Origin of the sequence: Sulfuricurvum sp. (genome assembly GCF_028688295.1) — a bacterium.
Lineage (GTDB): Bacteria > Campylobacterota > Campylobacteria > Campylobacterales > Sulfurimonadaceae > Sulfuricurvum.
The window spans coordinates 1-19160 of the sequence record NZ_JAQTYM010000006.1 but is presented as its reverse complement, the minus strand read 5'-3'; the positions used below and the strand labels follow the sequence as shown (position 1 = coordinate 19160).

The following is a 19160-nucleotide window of genomic DNA, read 5'->3' as shown; positions in this document are numbered from 1 at the left end:
TTTTTCCAGACTTTTTCAATCCACTCCCCCATCTTCGCTTCATAACCACTGTTTTTAAACTCGACAAATTTGAGAGGTTTTGAGAGATATTTTTGCTCTACCCATCCTCCGAAATCATGCGGATACAAATACCCTTTGTGCTGTTGACGCAAGTGCTCGGGAATATCGAAGATCACTCCGTTTTTCACGGCACTTTGCGCGGCGTTGATCGCGTTATACGCCGTGTTCGATTTCGGGGATGCACACAGATAGATCACCGCTTGCGCGAGGATTATACGCGCTTCGGGATAGCCGATTTGTTTGACACTCATCATCGCCGAGGTAGTCAATGTCAACGCCTGTGGATTTGCATTGCCAACATCTTCACTGGAGAGGATCACGAGACGTCGTGCGATAAATTCGGGTGGTTCGCCCCCCTCTATCAAACGGGCTAGGTAGTAGATCGCGGCGTCGGGATCGGAGCCTCGGATACTTTTGATGAGGGCAGAAGCGAGATCATAATGCACCCCCGCTTCCGAACTTCCCAAGCTTTGCGCCGCAGGGCGGAGTGATTTTAGGAGTGCGAGGGTGATCGGTTTGTTCAGTGCAGAAGCAACTTCGAGTAGTTTGAGCATAGCCCTAGCATCGCCACCTGAGCTGGCAATCAAATATTCTCGTGCCTCCTCATCCATTTCAACAGAAGTACGGACTAACAAATCTTCTAACGCTTTATGCGTGATCGAGTGAAGTTCAAACAGCAGTGAGCGTGATCGCATCGCCGCAGTGAGACTAAAATAGGGGTTTTCGGTCGATGCACCGATCACTAACACACTGTTTTTTTCCATAACAGGGAGCAACACCTCTTGCTGATTCTTTGCGAGACGATGCACCTCATCAATAAAAATCAGAGGTTTAGTGAGTGAACCTTCGTATTGATCAAAAATCTTTCGCAAATTTTCGATTTTGAGAGAGGTAGCATTAAACTCATAAAAAGGAAGCGCCATAACCTCGGCGATAATCCGAGCCAGTGTCGTCTTGCCGCATCCGGGAGGGCCGTAGAAAAAAGAGTGGGTAAGATTACCCCCCTCGCAGAGGGATCGCAAAGGTGCATCAGGTGAGCAAAGGTGATTTTGACCTACCACATCGTCAAATTTTTTCGGACGAAGCAGATAGGTAAAGTCCGCCACGATTAACCTGCGATGACTTTAATGATCACTTCACGTTCTTGACGAGGGCCGTCAAATTCACCGAAGAAAACCCCTTGCCATTTTCCAAACATCGGACGCCCATCATGAACGGGGATAGAGACCGAAGCCCCCATACGAGATGATTTGAGATGAGCCGCCGCATTACTGCCGACATGAGAATATTTAGCCTCACTCGGGATAACACTTGAGAGGGCTGAGAGTAAATCGCGACGGAGGTTTTGATCGGCATTTTCAAATAAAAAGACACTTGCTGTCGTATGAGGGGTAAAAATAACACAAATCCCTTCTTTGACACCCGAAGTAATCACCGCTTCTTTGACTTCGGCACTGATGTCCATCAGCTGTGTTTTATGACTGGTTGGAAACTTAAGTGTTTTCATTTTTTACCACCTTTTGAAAATTTAGAGTCTGGTTTGTACTTATTTGTACTGAATGGCTCATTGGAAGGTTTCGGTTTGAGTTTTGCCTTATCTTTGACAAACGTCTTTTTCACGGGTTTTGAGTCTGATTTTTCGAACACTTTCGGAGCTTTTTTCTCACTTTTTTGTTTCTGTTTTTCCGCTTTTTCAACCGCATCCAAAAACTCACGTAAATTGGAATACTCACTTCGCTCCAAAAATCGTACTTTTCCGGTTGGGAGGTTATTGAGCTCTATCCCTCCAAAACTGAGACGTTTAAGATCCACGATTTCAGCATTAAAATGGGCAAAAAATCGGCGAAGCTCACGATTTTGCCCCTCTCCGATGGCAACTTTTAGGATCGAGTAATCCCCTTGATCTTTTTGCACTTGGTAGGCATAAAACGGAGCAAAGCTCATCGGACCCTCAGGTGCATACTCATGCGCACCCGCACTCGCATCTTCGAGCTCCAATCCCTCACCCATAGCGACTTTCATCGCATCGGTAACAGGACCTTTGATTTTGATCTTATAGACCCTCTCCATCTTCGACGTCATCAGCGCTGTCGCAACTCGAGACGCATCCGTGAGGAGCAATAACCCCTCAGAAGCGAAGTCAAGCCGTCCCACAGGAATATAATGGCGGTATTGTTTTGCGAGTGAATCGTAAATCGTTTTACGCCCTTGCGGATCTTTTTTCGTTACCAACTCACCACGCGGTTTGTTATAAACGATCACCGTAAACTGATCATTCGGAACAATCTTATTTCCGCTAATCATGACATTGGCATTGCGCTCATCTACCTGTATGGCTGGGTTAGTTTCAACCTCTCCGTCGATACGGACATATCCATCGAGGATAGCTTGATCAGCTTCACGACGTGAATAGGTCGAATAGTGGGCAATATATTTGTTTAAACGCATCATGAGATACCTGCTTCCACGAGTGTATGAAGATGCAATGCACCTTGGATCATGCCATCACAATCGGTGACGACTAACAACTGTATTTTTTTCTCTTCAATCAATACTAGCGCATCAGAAGCCAGCATAGTAGAATCATCAATGACACGAGGATTTTTTGTCGCAAACTCAAAGGCAGGAGCGTCAAGCGAAAAACTATCGCTCAAAAGAGCACGACGGATATCACCATCACTGAGTAGCCCCGAAAGTTTCCCCTCTTTGTCCGTGAGCATTACCGTACCCAAACGCCCTTCGCTGAGTCTTAAAATTGCCTCTTTGAGGGGGGTATTTTCATCCACGATCGGAAGATCGGTTGTTCGCATCAAATCGGCGACTTTGACAAATAACCGTTTTCCCAAAGCACCTCCGGGATGAAAGGATGCAAAATCCTCTTTTTGAAAATTTCGTGCCTTCATCAAGCACACTGCGAGAGCATCTCCCATCGCCAAAGTCAGCGTTGTTGAAGAAGTCGGTGCAATATCAAGAGGACACGCTTCATGAGTGACATTTATATTTATCACCTCATCACTAAAACGTCCGAGAGTAGAATCTGCATTTCGAGTCATCCCGATAAGAGGAATCTCAAAGCGTTTGATGTGAGGGAGGATGGAGCTCAGTTCTGGGCTCTCACCGCTGTAACTAATTGCTAAGACCGCGTCATCACGACCGATCATCCCCAAATCACCGTGTAATGCTTCTGTTGGATGAAGAAAAAAACTCGGTGTTCCCGTCGAAGCAAACGTCGCGGCAATTTTTGCCCCAATCAGCCCCGATTTACCAACACCAGTGATAACCAGTTTTCCTTTGCACGCTAAGATCATCTCCACGGCACGAACCATCTCTTCTCCGAGATGCTCTGATCCTTCTATGAGAGCCTGCGCTTCAATTTCAAGTGTGTTTTTGGCTATTGCGATATAATCGTTGTTCATAAAAGTTATTATAGCTCAATAACCCTTTAAAGCTGGTGTCTGTTTATGCAAAACCTTTATTTCGAAGTCAACTCGCTCGATCAAAGAACCGTCGAAAAGTTCGCCATTACAGAAGCCGTGATGATGGAACATGCCGCTATGGGAATGGCTTATTTTATCCGCTCACACTTTGTACATAACTCCACTATTCTTATCGTCTGCGGCGATGGAAACAACGGAGCAGATGGACGCATCCTCGCACGACAGCTCGAAGGTGACTACTGTATTTCATTCCACTATCAAAGGGATACCCACTATGACGTGATTGTGGATGCCCTTTTTGGAAGCGGTCTTAACAGAGCGCTCGATCTTGAAGCCTCCGAATTACTAGATTTGCTTAATACCTCCAATGCCTTTAAAATAGCCTGTGATGTCCCTAGCGGTCTATATGCCGATGGCATGCTCGATCCGCATGCATTCAAAGCCGATATTACCGTCACTATGGGGGCTCTTAAGCGAAGCCTTTTCAGCGATGCTGCCAAAGAATACGTCGGTGAAATTCACGTCGTTAATCTCGGAATTGCCCGTTCACGTTATGAAGTAGCCTCCTCATGGCACTTACTCGATCCTACCGATCTTTCCCTGCCGCATCGCAGCAAACCCTCCACTCACAAAGGAAGTTACGGCCATTTAAGTGTCATCTGCGGTGAAAAAATTGGGGCATCTGTCATCGCAGGTTCTGCTGCTTTGCGTTTTGGTGCGGGACTAGTGAGCTTAATCAGCAATGAAAATGTCTCTATCCCTTATGAATTGATGCAAAACCACTCACTCCCCTCTACTACCACGGCTATTGCTTTGGGGATGGGGCTGGGAGTAGAATTTTGTGATGATGAACTCACCTGTTTACTCGATCATTCATTGCCGTTGGTTTTGGATGCCGATATCTTTTATCATCCGATGTTTACAAAATTACTCAAACGCGGAAGTCTCGTCCTCACCCCACATCCTAAAGAATTCACCCAAATTTTGCGTATCTGCGGCATAGCAGACATCACCACTCAAACCCTTCAAGATAACCGTTTTACGTATGTTGAGCAATTTTGTGCCAAGTTTCCTAATGCCGTCATCCTCCTCAAAGGCGCTAACGTCATTATCGGTGCACACGAGGAGTTTTACATCAATCCTCACGGCAGCGTGGCACTAGCAAAAGGGGGAAGCGGTGATGTATTGAGCGGTCTTATAGGAGCCCTTTTGGCACAAGGGCACACCCCCTTATATGCCGCCATCCAAAGCTCTTTAGCACACACCCTAGCGTCACAACAATTTGATAAAAACAACTATGCCCTCACCCCCTTTGATCTTATAGAAAGAATTACCACTTTATGAAAAAAATTGTAGCCCTCTTCAGCGGCGAGGGGACAAACCTCGCCAACCTAATCAAAAAAATCCATCTCAAACACGGTGCGATTGTCTGCGCCATCACCAACAACCCCGAAGCCGGTGGAATTGCAAAAGCCCGCGTGGCACATATCCCCGTAGAGATATTGGATCATCGTGACCATGAAAGTCGTGAAGCCTACGATGCCGCACTGGTAGAACTGATCGGTGAATACAACCCCGATCTCGTCGTTCTGTGCGGGTTTATGCGAATTCTTACCCCCGTATTTACCTCCAATGTCCGATCCATCAACCTCCACCCCTCGCTTCTCCCTGCTTTCAAAGGCGCCCGTGCCATTGAGCGGAGTTTCGATAGTGATGAAAAAATCTGTGGTGTAAGTGTTCATTGGGTCACCGATGAACTCGATGGCGGGGAAATAATCTTGCAAAAAAGTTTTACTAAAAATCCCAAGGATACTTTAGAAGAATTTTCGGCTAAAATTCGCGAAATCGAGCATGAAATTTTGCCGCTCAGTGTAATCAAAATTTTAAATGACTAATCCAAAAGGAGAAATACTTATGCATACATTACAAATCGGAAAATATACCCTCGGCAGCCGCCTCATCGTCGGAAGTGGCAAATACGACTCGTTCGAAACGACCAAAGCAGCAACCCTAGCGTCAGGATCGGAACTTATTACCGTCGCCGTTCGCCGTCTCAATATCACCAATCCGAACGAACCGAATCTCCGTGATACCTTTGCGGGAACGAATGTCAAATTCTTGCCAAACTCCGCAGGATGCACCACCGCCGAAGAGGCAATCACCCTCTTTCGCCTCACCCGCGAAGCGACAGGGATTGACCTCATCAAACTCGAAGTGATCGGCGACACCCAAAAAACCCTCTATCCCGATGTTTTGGAGACAATCAAAGCGTGTGAAGTATTAGCACGTGATGGCTTTACGATCATGGCGTACACTTCGGATGATCCGATTATGGCACGCCGTCTCGAAGATGCGGGTGCTCATGCGATCATGCCTCTCGCCGCCCCTATCGGTTCAGGTCTCGGTGTTCAAAACAAATATAACATCGTGTTTGTACGCGAAGCGGTAAAAGTCCCTATTATCGTCGATGCGGGGATCGGATGCGCCAGCGATGCGGCGTTAGCGATGGAACTCGGAGCGGATGGTGTTCTGACGAATACGGCGATAGCGCAAGCACGAAATCCGATGATGATGGCGGAAGCGATGAAAAATGCGGTGATTGCAGGAAGACTCAGTTATTTAGCAGGACGGATTCCAAAACGTCCGTATGCAACGGCAAGTTCTCCCGTCGATGGAATGATACAGTTTTAGTCATTCTCCCTACTTTTCTCTTTAGTGAGAAAAGTATGTACTAAAACTCTATAACCCCTATTAAATTCAACATCACAAAAAACAGAGCTACCGGCGCAATGTAGCGAACACTAAAACGCCAGATAGGATAAAACCATCCCATATGTTCTTGCAACACTGCCGCAACTCTCTCTTTTTCGATCACATGACCGACAAATATCGCCATCACCAATCCCGCAAGCGGCAAAAATACATTTGAGGTCATGTAATCAGACCAGTCAAAGAAACTTTTCCCGCCCCATGTAAAATATTCCGCTGTCCCCGAATAAAGTGACAATATTGCCACTATCCCGAACACATAAAAGAAAACCCCCATCGACACTGCCGCTTTTACACGACTCATATTCCAACGATCGATCAGATACTGAACCATTGGTTCAACAAGCGAAACCGAAGAGGTGAGTCCGGCAAATGCCAATGCTACGAAAAACAAAACCGCCAGTACATTCCCCACTAATCCCATCGCATGAAATACCGAAGGAAGAGAGATAAAGACAAGCCCAGGCCCTTTAGCAGGTTCCGCGCCGTATTGGAATAAAAAGGTAAAAAGAACTAACCCTGCGGCTAAAGCAATTAGCGTATCCGTCGCAATAACAAACAAAGAAGCGCGAACGATATTGCTATCTTTCGCCAATGACGCCGAATAAATCATAATCGCCCCCATCCCTAGAGAGAGGGTAAAAAAGGCATGTCCCACCGCTACGGCAAACGCTTCAGAGGTGAGCTTGCTCCAATCGGGGACAAACATATAGGAGAGTGCTTTCGTAAAACTCTCTAAATTCATCGCATAAATGAGCATCCCCGCAATAATCATCATCAACGCCGGCATCAAGATGAGATTGAATTTCTCAATCCCCCCCTTGATTCCTCGAACTAAAACAGCAGTAATAATAATAAATGCAAGGGTATGAAAAAATATTTGTGTCCCGAGTCCTTGTGTCATGAGCGTGTTATAAATCCCCTCAGCTTCAGGAATCGAAGCAGGGAGTGTCCCGAAAGAGAGGGTAATGTAGTAAAAAATCCACCCGATAACCACTGAGTAATAAAACATCACCAATGTTCCAGAGAGCCCCATAAATCCGGCATATTTCCATCTCTCTTTATGACGCGGAGCCAGCTCTTCAAACGCTCCAACACCATCACGTCGCCCCAAATACCCGATGAGCATTTCAGCGATCATAACCGAAAAGCCTACTACTGCTACTGTTAATAAATAGACCAGAACAAATGCACCCCCGCCATATTCACCCGTAATATAGGGAAATTTCCAGATATTTCCTAATCCGACTGCCGAACCTGCGGCAGCCATCAAAAATCCCCACCGGCTAAAATGTGCTATCTTCATTCTGTTCCTTCATCCACTTTCTTGTTGAATCATTAGCAAAATTGATTCCTTATTCTATGAATTATAGCAAAATCGTAAAGACTATTGACATTTACTAGATTTTCAACTATAATTTCGCCTCACTAATTAGCTCACTTGAGTAAAATTAGATGAAGGTCGGGGCGTAGCTCAGTCTGGTTAGAGTACTTGGTTTGGGACCAAGGGGCCGGAGGTTCGAGTCCTCTCGCCCCGACCATGTTTTTTTCTTTTTCGTTTTTTTCAAACACAGAATTATTTATAATAGATGGTGGAATTAGCTCAGTCGGTTAGAGCATCAGGTTGTGGTTCTGAGGGTCGTGGGTTCGATTCCCATATTCCACCCCATTTGTTTCTGGTTTGAAACACCTTTGATACACGATGTTTTAGAAGGCGATTGTGCGTTCGTAGCTCAACTGGATAGAGTAACGGACTTCGGATCCGTAGGTTATAGGTTCGAACCCTATCGGGCGCACCATATATACTCACGCGTCCTTAGCTCAGCTGGATAGAGCAATGCCCTTCTAAGGCATCGGTCAGAGGTTCGAATCCTCTAGGGCGTACCACCTTAGACTTTTTTATGTGCGCGGATGTGGTGAAATTGGTAGACACGCCAGACTTAGGATCTGGTGCCGCAAGGTGTGAAGGTTCAAGTCCTTTCATCCGCACCACCAACAATCGATAAACCCCTATTTATATGGGCATCGGTAAACTTCTTCAAAAATTAAAATCCTCAAAGCAATATTAAAGCACTACTTCTTGAATTGGCGACATCTATCCCACTACAACCGTATTTCTTCCGTTAGCTTTTGCATTGTATAGCAGTTCATCAACGCGACGTAATAATGTATCTTCAACTTCATCTTCATATAATTCACTTACTCCAAATGAACATGTAATATGACCCACGATGTCAAATGCTTGAAACTCAATACTTTGACGAAGATGTTCTGCCACTTGAGTAGCGTAAATCACAGGCGTATTAGGAAGAAGTATAATAAATTCTTCTCCGCCCCAGCGAGCAACTACATCACTTTTACGGAGTGAATTTTTAGAAATTTCAGCAATTTTACGTAATACATCATCACCAATTAAGTGACCAAAAGTATCATTGACGTGTTTAAAGTGATCGATATCAAAAAATATAACACTTAAAGGAGATTTTTCACGTTGTGCAATGTGTAGCGCATGTTCAAAAAGTAAATCAAAGTGAAGTCGATTGGCAACATGAGTGAGTGCATCACTTGTCGATTGATTAAGCATTAAAGAAATATCTGTAAAAATCGCAATCGCTCGGAATCGCTTTTTAAATCCTAAAATTGATGCATCGATTTTAAAAATAGTGGTCTCGCCATTGATAGTGATTTTAGCTTTATGCTCACGCTCAGGATGATCAATGACATACTTTATCCATATTGTGTCATCCATTAAAGGCTGGAGATATTCATCGGTATCTCCTTCTTCAAACAAATCACATACACAGTTATGTTCGCGTTTAAATTCTGCAAGTGTTGCATAACCCAAAAAGGCAAGCATTGATTTGTTTGCACTTACAAGAAATTCTCCATTCGTTACAACAGTAGGATTAGGCGAAGCATCCAAAATTGATTTGACATATACTTTTTCATACGAATTTTTACGATACATCCAAGCAATCAAAAATAAAAAAACAACGGTAATAAAAGAAAAAGACAAAATAGTTATTTTATATTTGTTCACTATGTCTGTAAGTGTAAATACTTCAGGTTGATCGTACGGAGGCATTCGAAGCGCTAGAAATATTTGGTGAACTTGACTGTACTCTAGTGGTGAGGACCATCCGATATCGCCTTCCTCGGGTTTGTCATGAATATTACGCTGCAGTAATGCAACTACTACTTTATTGGATAATTCTTTAGATGTATGAACCATTCGTGCAATTGGCCATTCAGGATAAAGTTCCGTGGAGAGTAGATAAGGAAAATTGTCTGATTTTTGCAGATTGAGTATTTTTAACTGACTTAGTTGAATAACCCCTTCTTTTTCCATCCCTTCCAATAAATCCGTACGAACGAATCCGACATCTGCTTTGCCATCAAGGACTTCTTTAACTACTTGTTTGTGAGGCATACCGGTAAAATGTATATTGAGATCATCTGTATTCATTTCATGATTCAAAAGCTCATACATTTGTGCCGCATATCCACCAAGTGATTCTGCATCTACTGCTGCTATTTTTTTCTCTTTTATATCATCAATTGTTTTGATATCAGAACGCTCAGAACGGGTAAAAATGACACCTCCAAAACGATCAAGCCATTGGCCATTTTTATAATACATCATTGTTGCAATACGGGAGATATGATATTTCTTTTCAAGATAAACATAATGTCCAGAATTACTAATAACAAAATCGAGTTTGTTATTTTTGACGGCATCATTTAGTTCTGGATAATTTAAAGGGATAATCGTAAACGCATACGCAGGTTCTTTTTGATTCAGATACTGAGCGGTTGGCTCCCATTCTTTTAATGTATCGGCTTTAGAACGAAAAGCTAAGACACCGATCGTAACATTTTCAGAGGAAAATACAGAAGTGACCATTATAAATAGAGAGAGTAAAATTTTAATAAGCATACTTTTTATCTTATTCCTTTTAAATGATTATTAGCATTTTCAAAAACATAGCCGATTTTCTTATTATAGAGAAGAAGTGTTTAATAAATGTTTTGTTTAAAACTATTTAGCACATAATCAAAAATAGAGGTGGAGAATCATCTTATTCACAGAAAGTCTGATTGTATTATGTTTTTATAGTGACAAATACTTTTATTTATCCCATCGCTTCATCAAACTGATTCACCTTTTCCATCGCTTCAGCTATCAATGGTTCCAAAGCAGTATATTCCAGTGAATGTTTCTCTAAAAATTTCTCAATTCCCTCAGCATCAAGCATCTCGATGGAACGAACCATGCTAAGTAATTCCCCGTAAAATCCATCCCCTTCGAATAATGCTCTCTCTATTTCAGGAGCAACATTGAGTCGTTTTAATACATCACGATGCGGTATATGAAAAAGAAGATGGATTAACGAAAGCATTCCAACGAAATATGCCGTCGCGTTCTGCGCTTTTGTAGGGTTTTTAGTAATCAATCCTAAAAGTTTTACCATTAATTCCGTTCGATTAACGACCATCAGAATAAGGGGAATTGTATTTTGATCCGATTTTTGGGCTTCAGAAAACATAAGCAGCATAATCCATCGTGAAAGCGGTTCTCTCCCCATCAGCGTCAAAACGTGCCGGATAGAGGATACAGGATTGCGAAGCGAAAAAACAGCGGAGTTAATAAACCGGATGAGTTTGAGGCTTACCATATGATTGAGTTCAAACGCTTTGACTAAGGTATCAATCTCCACTTCACACTGGAGCATATTCCATAGTTGTATCACCGCTTCTTGATCAAGAGAAAAAGAGGGGTTTTCGAGAATTTTTGGTTTGGAAATAAAATAACCTTGGAAATACGAAAACCCTTTTGCGACACACTCAGCATGTTTGTCGTGTGATTCGATCTTTGCTCCGATTACTATCAATCCGAGTTTTTTTAACCCTTCTATATCTTCACGTTTAATCCGAGTTGTACGGGATATATCGATTTTTACAAATTCTAAATAGGGGAAAACGGGAGAAAACTTTTCGATATTTTCCGTTGTAAACGCAAAATCATTCAGGGCAAAACGATACCCTAAAGAGGAGAGCCTTTTTAAATGTTCACACAACGGCTCATCGATCACGATCTCTTCAAGCAGTGCATAAATAACCCTCTCTTTTGGGAGTAATTCCAACAATTCATGAAATATAAACGGATAGTCAGCGCGGATAAAACCGATCCTCTTGCCCAAAATACGATCGATTCCAAAAGCGCTTTGCAAATCATTGATGAGATTCGAGGTTAGATGCGTATTCCCCTGATTTCCGGAATAAAAAAGATCATACGCTTCCAACGCACCGCGTTCGTTTACAATGGGTTGACGACCGATGTAACTGCTTCCCATCTTTATTTCGTTTCTTGCTCTATTAACGTGGGTGAGGGTTCATAAAAATAGTACCCTTGCGAGGCATCGATCCCCATCTCTTTCACCCTTTTAAAAATCTCTTCATTTGCCACAAATTCTGCAACAACACTGATTCCCATTTCATGAGCAAAATCACAAATATGTTTAACGAAAATCTGTGCATTTCGATCATGTGGCAGGTTTTTAATCAACGCTCCATCAATCTTGAGCGTATCCACATTTAGCTTTAAAAGATGGTCAAAATTTGAATAACCTGAACCAAAATCATCGATTGCAAAACGGCATCCAATCGACTTGAAGCGATCCACAAACTCACTAACCGCATGGTAATTTTCGATTCCTTCACTCTCAAGAATTTCAAAAATCATCAATTGACCTACACCATTATCATGTATCGCACGTTCCAAATAATCGGCCAAATCAGGGTTGATGAGATCTTGAGTTGAGAGGTTTAGACTCACAGGTAGGGTGGAATCCTTAAACGCTTCGATCACCTTATCAATCATTATTTTTGTAAGCTCAGGATAAAGCTTTGTCTTTTTTGCAATCTCCAAAAACTGATAAGGTGAGATAACGGTATGATCACGATCAATAAGACGGATAAGTGCTTCATATTTGATAATTTTTCCATTCAGATTATCAACAATCGGCTGAAAATAAGGGACAATACGGGACTCTTCTATCGCCTCTTTAATCCGTTTATACCACGCGATATTATTCTCTTGCTCATGTTTGGATTCAAGTGAAAAAAGGGCTAAACTGTGCCGTTGGCGCTTCGCTTGCTTAATCGCAGCGGTAGCGTGCTCCAGTACTCGGTCGCTTATACGAGCCAATCCAACGGTAATCGTCAACACGATCTCAATTCCCTCGACAATAAACGACTCTTTTTGGGTTAAAACGATCAGCTCTTCTATAAATTGGACAAATACATTTAAATCATGACAATGAGAAACCACCAAAGCATACTCATCACTTCCCATCTTATACAGTGTCATATTCTTCTGTGCCGCAATCTTGAGGCTTAGCCAGTGTCCGTATCCTGATAAAATAGTATCGCCGATCGCTACACCGTATACCTCATTTATATCGCTAAAACGGTCAATATTAACGATTGCTAAACCGGAGATGTCCTCATGTGCCAACGCTTCAACCAAAGAAAAACGATTAGGTAAATCGGTAATCGGATCAGTACTGAGATGGTATTCCAATTGCTCACGTTGGGTAAAGGAACGTACCGCAAACCCAATATCACCCGCTAACTCCTCGAGCATCGATATCTCTTTTGTATCAAACGACTCAGAACGTTTTGAATAAAGGGTTAGAACCCCTAAAGGGGATGTGTCAATTGCACTTACCAAAGGGATCGAGATCATCGAACCGTACTGCCCTTTTTCAGCGATAAAACGCCATGATCCAAGAGAAGTTTCTCTCTCCAAATGTTCTAAAGTAAGGGTTATATTCTCTTGAAAAGCACGTCTGAGCGGATCAATCGTATCCATATTCTCATCACTCATTGCAATAACCATGTTCGGATACAAATAACCCGTCGGATCATCCGAGTACGCTTTCAAAATTAGGTTATTATCCTCTTGGAGTGCGATGTGACACAACCCATAGCCAGGATGTTCTGCTAAACGCTTACACGAGTGCCGCATCAATCCATCAACATCTTTTGCACTAATCAAAAACTGGTTAATATCAGCAACCGTCCGAAGAATCCCATCAAGATACACTGCTTCATTCAACGCCTCTTTCAAATCGACTTGCTGACGCTGCATCGAATGAAATGAATCACACAGTGTTTGATCCAAAATAAATAATTCTTCGATTAAATGATCTTCTTGAAGACCGTCTTGTTGTTGAGCACGCAATGTAATACGTTCTAAAGGCTGAATAATCAATCGACGAATCCCTTCCAACACAACCAAAGCAACAATGCCTAAAACTAAAAATAAGGCTAAACCGTAAAATAGTGCAATATGATTTAGCCGTTCAAAAACAAACGTTTCATCCAAATCAATCAGTAAAATTGCCCGCTTTTTTGACGAGTCCGTATAGTAGCTTACCTCACTCGAATAATGGAGATATTTTTCCTCGATTAACCCTTTGGATAACTGTTCTAACGGGAGATATTTACCTTCAATCAATTTTCCGCTTAAAGAACGAGAAGAGGAGGCTACAACACTTTTTCCATCTATTGATAGGGAAATAGTCTCTATTGCAGCGTCAATTGCACTCGCCTCATCCAGTAATGTTTGAAGCCCCTCCATCTGATTGTCTTGAAGCGATATTTGAATATCCTCTTCGAGGCGAAACATATTTTGGTTAATCCCCTCCGAGATATAGCGGAGTGTTCCAACCTTCTCGATTTGATAAAAACTGCTCGATAAGACCGCAATCAAAATAAAAAAAGCGATAACCGCCATTAGGGCAAAACGTTGTATTTTCACGGTAAAAGCCTATCTGTTTTCACCTGCTGTTCCTCTAAATAATGGATAATCTTTTCAGGTTGTTTTTGATGAAGCCACTCAATTTGCGTTGTTGTAGCCATAAACTCTTCATAACTTTGCCCTTCCAAATACCCTTTGATCGTCTCATAATACTCATACGGATCATCATGAAGCCGTGAAACACTCAGGGTAAAAAGCTCTTTGAGCTTGATAAATTCTTTCTCTTTACCCACAAACACCGCTTCATCTGCAAACAAAGCATCGATCACAAAAAAACGCTCCATTGTTCTCGTCGATGCCAGTGGTTGAAACCCTTTTTTGAGCAATCCGGAGAGATAGGGCTGATACGATAAAATCACGACAGGATCATCGCTCTGCTGGAGATTAGCAATACTTTTTTGAGAAGCATCGATCAGATGAAACGGTATTTTCTCCACTCTATTTTCTGCGACAAACGCCTCAAAAAAGTCATCATTGAGTGATCCTCGTTCCAAATAAACCTTTATCGATTTTTTAGTGGATCGTAACTCATCCAAAGATCGGTTAGAGACAATCGCATCAGCTCCATACGAGCGATCGATCAAAAAAACAGGTTTGATAGTGTTTTTATTTTTAAAATGGAGCAGTTCGTACTGTGTTGCAGTAAAACCTTGTGTAAATCCCCGATCGTATAACCTTGCATTGTCAGTTAAATCAACCAACCACACAAAGTGAAAAGGGGTCTTTTCGAGCCACCCTTTCTCTTGTGCATAAATAAATGGAGTAAACCCAACCCACGGATTCGTCGAAATTTCAATTTTAGAAGAGACGTTGGGACGGTTTACATAATAGTATAAAACCGCAGCACTCGCTAGCAGGAGCAGTAAAACAAAACCCACTATTCGAGCTTTTTTCATACTATAAAATCCTCTTATTTATCCAACATAATATTTATAGTAACATACTATTCTTTATAAAACCTCAAACAACATCTTTCCACAATCAAAAAAAAAGAAAATTGCAGATTCAACCCCCTTAATGCTACAATGCCACCATGTAAAGTTGTAGGGAGTTTTATGCGTTTTTGGTTCGTTTTGTTGACCGCTATAGCATCTTTGTGGGGGATCGAGGGGTATAACGGAAAAAGTTTAGTTCTCCCCCTCTCTGACGCATCAGGATCACTTATCATGAATGAACGCAATATTACTGTCCTCCCTCATCCTAGTAATCCGGCTCTGGGAATCGCTATTATCCCCACGGACTACCACACCCCGCCCCAAGAGATTAAACCTAAATGGGTAAGCTTTTTGGGTGAGCTAGAGATACCGATCGATATCCGTACCTTTGATTATCCCAGTGAAGTTTTAATCGTAGAGAGTTCCAAAGTGACACCGCCAGCAGAAGCATTACAACGGATCGCCGACGAGAAATCCGAAGCCGAAAAAATCTATAACACCATTACCCCTACACGTTATTGGAATAAACCTTTTATTTACCCGATGGAAAGCAATATCACGAGCCTTTACGGTTCAGCACGTACCTATAACGGCGTTTTAAAGAGTTATCACGGAGGTGTCGATTTTCGTGCGCGTACGCCACTACCCATCCTCGCGACCAATGATGGTGTCGTTATGTTGGTCAAAGATCGTTATTACGCCGGAGGAACCGTCATCATCGATCACGGAGAGGGGATTTACAGCTGCTATTTTCACATGAGCCAATTTGATGTAAAAGTGGGAGAGAACGTCCAGAGGGGGCAAACCATCGGTCTAACAGGAGCAACGGGTCGGATCACCGGACCTCATCTACATTTTGGACTCATGGTTTTAGGTCTCCAGAGCGACCCTCTCCATCTCATTGATCAGATCAATGCACTTTTTCCAAAGGAACTGAATGAAACGCTTACTCTTCGCTAATCTTCTCTTATCCTCAGCCCTTAGCGCTTTTTCGATGACAAACATTCAGTACCTTTACGGTGATTTCGAAGGGCCAACCTTTTTAGATACTACTGATGGAGCAAAACAAACTGTTACTGCTGAGCACTATCGCACCTTCGATTATGGGGATCTGTTTATATTTGCCGATTACGCCTATACGCATCAGGGTCTCCAGTTTAGCAACAAAAAAAATGATCTCTACGGGGAACTCTCTCCACGACTCAGTCTTGATAAAATAGGTGGATTTTCATCCACGGTAGGAATACTCAAGGAGAGCTATCTCTCATTTCAGTACAACCGTTCCGAGACTTATCATGCATGGCTTTATGGTGTAGGATGCGATTTAATTCTTCCAGGATTTAGTGTTTTTGGCGTTAATGCGTATCGGAAAATTCAAAATATTGGAGATGAAACCTATCAGTTCTCACTAAACTATTACGCTCCAGTGAGTGAACAATGGCATTTTGAGGGATTCACCGACTGGACGACAAGAGATTTTTTGAGCCAAAATCAATTGCTCTTTGATCTCTCGCACATAACAGGGATAAAAGAGGGGAAGCTTGAGGTGGGGACAGAATGGCACTATTACCATGAAAACAGCTATCACACCGATAACGATGTTTTTCAGGCGATGATTAAATACACCTTTTAGTCTTTTGTCATGGCGGCCCAAATAAAGCCGCCGAGCCCCACACCCACCACGATCACTAAAAACCCGACTTGAAACCAATCCATCCCCGACATTACACAACCTCGCTTAATTCTTTTTCTTTGAGCTGACCGCACGCTGCACTAATATCCAATCCTTTGGAATCACGGATAGTACACAATACTCCGTGTTTGATCAGATACTCCTGAAACGCCACCATATCCGCGCGCGTCGGGCGCTGATAATCAGACCCTTCATAGGGGTTAAAAAAGATAAGATTTACTTTGGACTTAATTCCATGTAATAACTTAACCAGTTTTTTCGCCGAGATCAAATCATCGTTTTTCCCTTTGATGACGAGATACTCAAACATCACCCGTTTACGGGTATCGATAGGAAACCGCTTCACTGCCTCGATAATCGAGGCGATGTTATACGCTTTATTCATAGGGATCAATTCACTACGGAGTTCATCATCAACCGCATGGAGCGAGATGGCGATATGAACCCCCAAATCCATCTGACCCAGTTTATCTATTTTACTACTCAAACCGCTCGTCGAAACCGTTTGCCGTTTTCCTGAAATCGACAGCCCCTCTTCATCTTTAAGAATCGTGATCGCTTTCGCGAGATTCTCAAGATTATCAAGCGGCTCCCCCATCCCCATATAGACGATATTAAGACGGCGATGAGCGGCGAGGCCGTTATCCATCTTCACCGCTAACACTTGCGCCACGATCTCCCCCGCGCTCAAATCACGGGTAAATCCACCTTTGGCGGTAAGACAAAATGAACATCCTACCTTGCACCCCACCTGCGTTGAGACACACACGGTAAAACGGGCTTCATGCTCGATATTCCCCTCATCATCTATCGCTTCATCTTTCATCTTGAGCCACACGGTTTCAACCGTTTTGCCGTCACTCAGTTCGAAGAGATATTTGATCGTTCCATCGGTGGAGCACTCTTTTCGAGCGATTTTAAGGGGCATAATTTCATAGGTTTGATCTAATTCTTCGCGCATCGCTTTAGGGAGATTCGCCATTGTTTCAAAACTCGTCGCGTATTGGTGGTAAATCCACCCCCAAATCTGTTTGGCACGAAACGATGGCTTAACCATCCCCGCAAGTTCCGCTTTGGTGTAATCCAAAATAGATTTTTTAGCCATGGATTAGCCCTTTTTCTTTCAAATGTTCACGCAACAGCACTTTAGCAAACCCGTGATTAGCGATAAAGTCGCGGTGGGCATTAGTGTCGCAGTAGTTTGTTATACAAAAAACACCCCCAGCAGGGATACCGAAAACCTGAGCCACTCGCATAACACTGAAAAACTCCATGTTTTCAATCCCCATCCCCAAAGCTCTCATTTGCTCCATCGCCCGTTCACTCGTCGTGATGTAGTTCGAGGAGTTGACGATAACATCTTTAATCGATTCCGTTTGTGCCGAAACGACGTTATCGATAGGTGTATAGGAACTTTTGTCCAAAAACCCTAACTCGATGTTAGCCGCTGTTTTAGACTCAATGATGTCGTTGATTTTATGTTCACCGTAACTCCCCGCACTCCCGACGAAGAGGAGAAATTCGGGTTTGTAAACCAAACAATGACGAGTGAGATTGATCGCACTGTCGATTAAGCCCACACCTATCGGTGTTGCAAAATCAAACGTTTCGTTATTGCCGGCACAGAGAATCATTAACACGCCTTATTTAGTAAATCGTAACGTAGTAGTATTATCATCTATCAAAAGATTAGCCTGATTGGCTGAATACTTTTTATATTCAAATTTTTTGGAATAAAACCCGAATATATTTTGATGCCCATATAAAACAATTTCATCTCCAATATTGAGATTATTTAAAGTTTCTTCATCTGTACATACTCTACCAAAATAAAATGAATCTTCAACAGTAAAATGGTTATAGCATTTCCCACCACGACCGGAATGATAATATTTAAAAACTAGTTTTTTTGTCATTACTGTTTTTGTTGGGCTTACAAATTGTAGAATTCCAGGAAACCCATGAAAAAAACCTACTAGATAAAAATGTAATACCACTATAAAACCGAAAAATGCTAATACTAGTGCCTGTCCATAATTTTTATCTTGGTTGTTGCGTAGTGGAATGTAAACAAACAGAACAAACACCAAACTAACTGCAAGAACAAAAGAAATAAAGTAAGAAAATATTTTATAGCTTTCTGATGGAATAAATATTCCTACATCTAGTGTTAGCAGAAATATACCAGCTAACCATAATACTAGTGCAAAAATTAAAAATATTAACAACGGTAATCTATCTTTCATGCTCTATTGTCATCCATAGAGCATGTATCTAAAGAACTTCTTCGCCCTTCATTAGATTCCCCATAGGTTTCAAGAATCTCAATTTTTTTCTCCTCCACAAGTAGTTCTAAAAAAGCCATGATTTCAGGATAAAATTCATCTTCAATCACTAATTGCATCGTTTGCATTAGAATAATCCTTGCTTGTTTTTATTAA

Annotated in this window: 18 protein-coding genes and 5 tRNA genes; 10 read left to right on the top strand and 13 right to left on the bottom strand. The window is 42.3% G+C overall.

What is annotated here, in order from left to right:
- The 4 genes from PHR02_RS02785 to PHR02_RS02770 form a co-directional block, all read right to left on the bottom strand.
- Positions 1-1166 (bottom strand): replication-associated recombination protein A (locus tag PHR02_RS02785; RefSeq protein ID WP_299988604.1); only part of this gene is annotated, 1166 nt, incomplete at its 3' end.
- A gap of 2 nt (positions 1167-1168) precedes the next feature.
- On the bottom strand, positions 1169-1567 hold the full coding sequence (locus PHR02_RS02780; protein ID WP_299988601.1) for a secondary thiamine-phosphate synthase enzyme YjbQ: 399 nt from the start codon (positions 1565-1567) through the stop codon (positions 1169-1171).
- The gene (locus PHR02_RS02775) at positions 1564-2511 is read right to left on the bottom strand and encodes a pseudouridine synthase (protein ID WP_299988598.1); all 948 of its coding nucleotides are present in this window, start codon (positions 2509-2511) and stop codon (positions 1564-1566) included. The genes PHR02_RS02780 and PHR02_RS02775 overlap by 4 nt, the downstream gene beginning before the upstream one ends.
- Positions 2508-3476, bottom strand: coding sequence for a KpsF/GutQ family sugar-phosphate isomerase (locus PHR02_RS02770; RefSeq protein WP_299988595.1), 969 nt, complete (start codon positions 3474-3476; stop codon positions 2508-2510). Before PHR02_RS02770 ends, PHR02_RS02775 begins: the two co-directional genes overlap by 4 nt.
- A gap of 45 nt (positions 3477-3521) precedes the next feature.
- On the opposite strand from PHR02_RS02770, the gene PHR02_RS02765 reads away from it, so the two are divergent.
- Genes PHR02_RS02765 through PHR02_RS02755 form a run of 3 tightly spaced genes read left to right on the top strand, consistent with a single transcriptional unit; the run spans position 3522 to position 6188 of the window.
- The gene (locus tag PHR02_RS02765; RefSeq protein WP_299988592.1) at positions 3522-4841 is read left to right on the top strand and encodes an NAD(P)H-hydrate dehydratase; all 1320 of its coding nucleotides are present in this window, start codon (positions 3522-3524) and stop codon (positions 4839-4841) included.
- A complete protein-coding gene (gene purN / locus PHR02_RS02760; protein ID WP_299988589.1) occupies positions 4838-5392 on the top strand; it encodes a phosphoribosylglycinamide formyltransferase in 555 nt (184 codons plus the stop codon). Before PHR02_RS02765 ends, purN begins: the two co-directional genes overlap by 4 nt.
- Positions 5393-5411: 19 nt before the next feature.
- On the top strand, positions 5412-6188 hold the full coding sequence (locus PHR02_RS02755) for a thiazole synthase (protein WP_299988586.1): 777 nt from the start codon (positions 5412-5414) through the stop codon (positions 6186-6188).
- 40 nt (positions 6189-6228) lie between these two features.
- Here PHR02_RS02755 and PHR02_RS02750 read toward each other — a convergent pair whose 3' ends face one another.
- Positions 6229-7572: a sodium-dependent transporter gene (locus PHR02_RS02750; protein ID WP_299988584.1), complete on the bottom strand. Its 1344-nt coding sequence runs from the start codon at positions 7570-7572 to the stop codon at positions 6229-6231.
- 157 nt (positions 7573-7729) lie between these two features.
- On the opposite strand from PHR02_RS02750, the gene PHR02_RS02745 reads away from it, so the two are divergent.
- The 5 genes from PHR02_RS02745 to PHR02_RS02725 all read left to right on the top strand — a co-directional run bounded on the left by PHR02_RS02745 (position 7730) and on the right by PHR02_RS02725 (position 8258).
- Positions 7730-7807 (top strand) — tRNA-Pro (locus PHR02_RS02745).
- Positions 7808-7858: 51 nt separating this feature from the next.
- Positions 7859-7935: transfer RNA gene (locus PHR02_RS02740), tRNA-His, on the top strand.
- Positions 7936-7988: 53 nt separating this feature from the next.
- Positions 7989-8065, top strand: a tRNA-Arg gene (locus tag PHR02_RS02735).
- Positions 8066-8076: 11 nt separating this feature from the next.
- Positions 8077-8153 (top strand) — tRNA-Arg (locus PHR02_RS02730).
- A gap of 20 nt (positions 8154-8173) precedes the next feature.
- A tRNA-Leu gene (locus PHR02_RS02725) sits at positions 8174-8258 on the top strand.
- Between the two features lie 103 nt (positions 8259-8361).
- Here the strand turns inward: PHR02_RS02725 and PHR02_RS02720 are convergent.
- The 4 genes from PHR02_RS02720 to PHR02_RS02705 form a co-directional block, all read right to left on the bottom strand.
- Positions 8362-10203, bottom strand: a complete 1842-nt coding sequence (locus PHR02_RS02720) for a diguanylate cyclase (RefSeq protein WP_299988581.1) — start codon at positions 10201-10203, stop codon at positions 8362-8364.
- A gap of 196 nt (positions 10204-10399) precedes the next feature.
- Complete coding sequence (locus PHR02_RS02715; protein ID WP_299988578.1) at positions 10400-11620, bottom strand: HDOD domain-containing protein; 1221 nt, start codon at positions 11618-11620, stop codon at positions 10400-10402.
- 2 nt (positions 11621-11622) lie between these two features.
- Complete coding sequence (locus PHR02_RS02710) at positions 11623-14091, bottom strand: EAL domain-containing protein (protein WP_299988575.1); 2469 nt, start codon at positions 14089-14091, stop codon at positions 11623-11625.
- Positions 14088-14987, bottom strand: a complete 900-nt coding sequence (locus PHR02_RS02705) for a hypothetical protein (RefSeq protein WP_299988572.1) — start codon at positions 14985-14987, stop codon at positions 14088-14090. Before PHR02_RS02705 ends, PHR02_RS02710 begins: the two co-directional genes overlap by 4 nt.
- A gap of 159 nt (positions 14988-15146) precedes the next feature.
- Here PHR02_RS02705 and PHR02_RS02700 point away from each other — a divergent pair, with 159 nt between their 5' ends.
- Positions 15147-15986: a M23 family metallopeptidase gene (locus PHR02_RS02700; RefSeq protein WP_299988570.1), complete on the top strand. Its 840-nt coding sequence runs from the start codon at positions 15147-15149 to the stop codon at positions 15984-15986.
- Positions 15964-16659 carry an outer membrane protein OmpK gene (locus PHR02_RS02695; protein ID WP_299988567.1) on the top strand — a complete coding sequence of 232 codons (696 nt, stop codon included), beginning with the start codon at positions 15964-15966 and terminating at the stop codon, positions 16657-16659. The genes PHR02_RS02700 and PHR02_RS02695 overlap by 23 nt, the downstream gene beginning before the upstream one ends.
- Before the next feature lie 91 nt (positions 16660-16750).
- On the opposite strand, the gene rlmN is transcribed toward PHR02_RS02695, so the two are convergent.
- The 4 genes from rlmN to PHR02_RS02675 are packed head-to-tail and all read right to left on the bottom strand — an operon-like array spanning position 16751 to position 19132.
- Complete coding sequence (rlmN, locus tag PHR02_RS02690; RefSeq protein WP_299988564.1) at positions 16751-17824, bottom strand: 23S rRNA (adenine(2503)-C(2))-methyltransferase RlmN; 1074 nt, start codon at positions 17822-17824, stop codon at positions 16751-16753.
- Entirely contained in the window at positions 17817-18353 is a 537-nt protein-coding gene (locus tag PHR02_RS02685) for a purine-nucleoside phosphorylase (RefSeq protein WP_299988561.1), read from the bottom strand. The genes rlmN and PHR02_RS02685 overlap by 8 nt, the downstream gene beginning before the upstream one ends.
- Before the next feature lie 9 nt (positions 18354-18362).
- Positions 18363-18965: a hypothetical protein gene (locus PHR02_RS02680; RefSeq protein WP_299988558.1), complete on the bottom strand. Its 603-nt coding sequence runs from the start codon at positions 18963-18965 to the stop codon at positions 18363-18365.
- Entirely contained in the window at positions 18962-19132 is a 171-nt protein-coding gene (locus tag PHR02_RS02675; RefSeq protein ID WP_299988555.1) for a hypothetical protein, read from the bottom strand. Before PHR02_RS02675 ends, PHR02_RS02680 begins: the two co-directional genes overlap by 4 nt.
- Between the last annotated feature and the right edge of the window lie 28 nt (positions 19133-19160).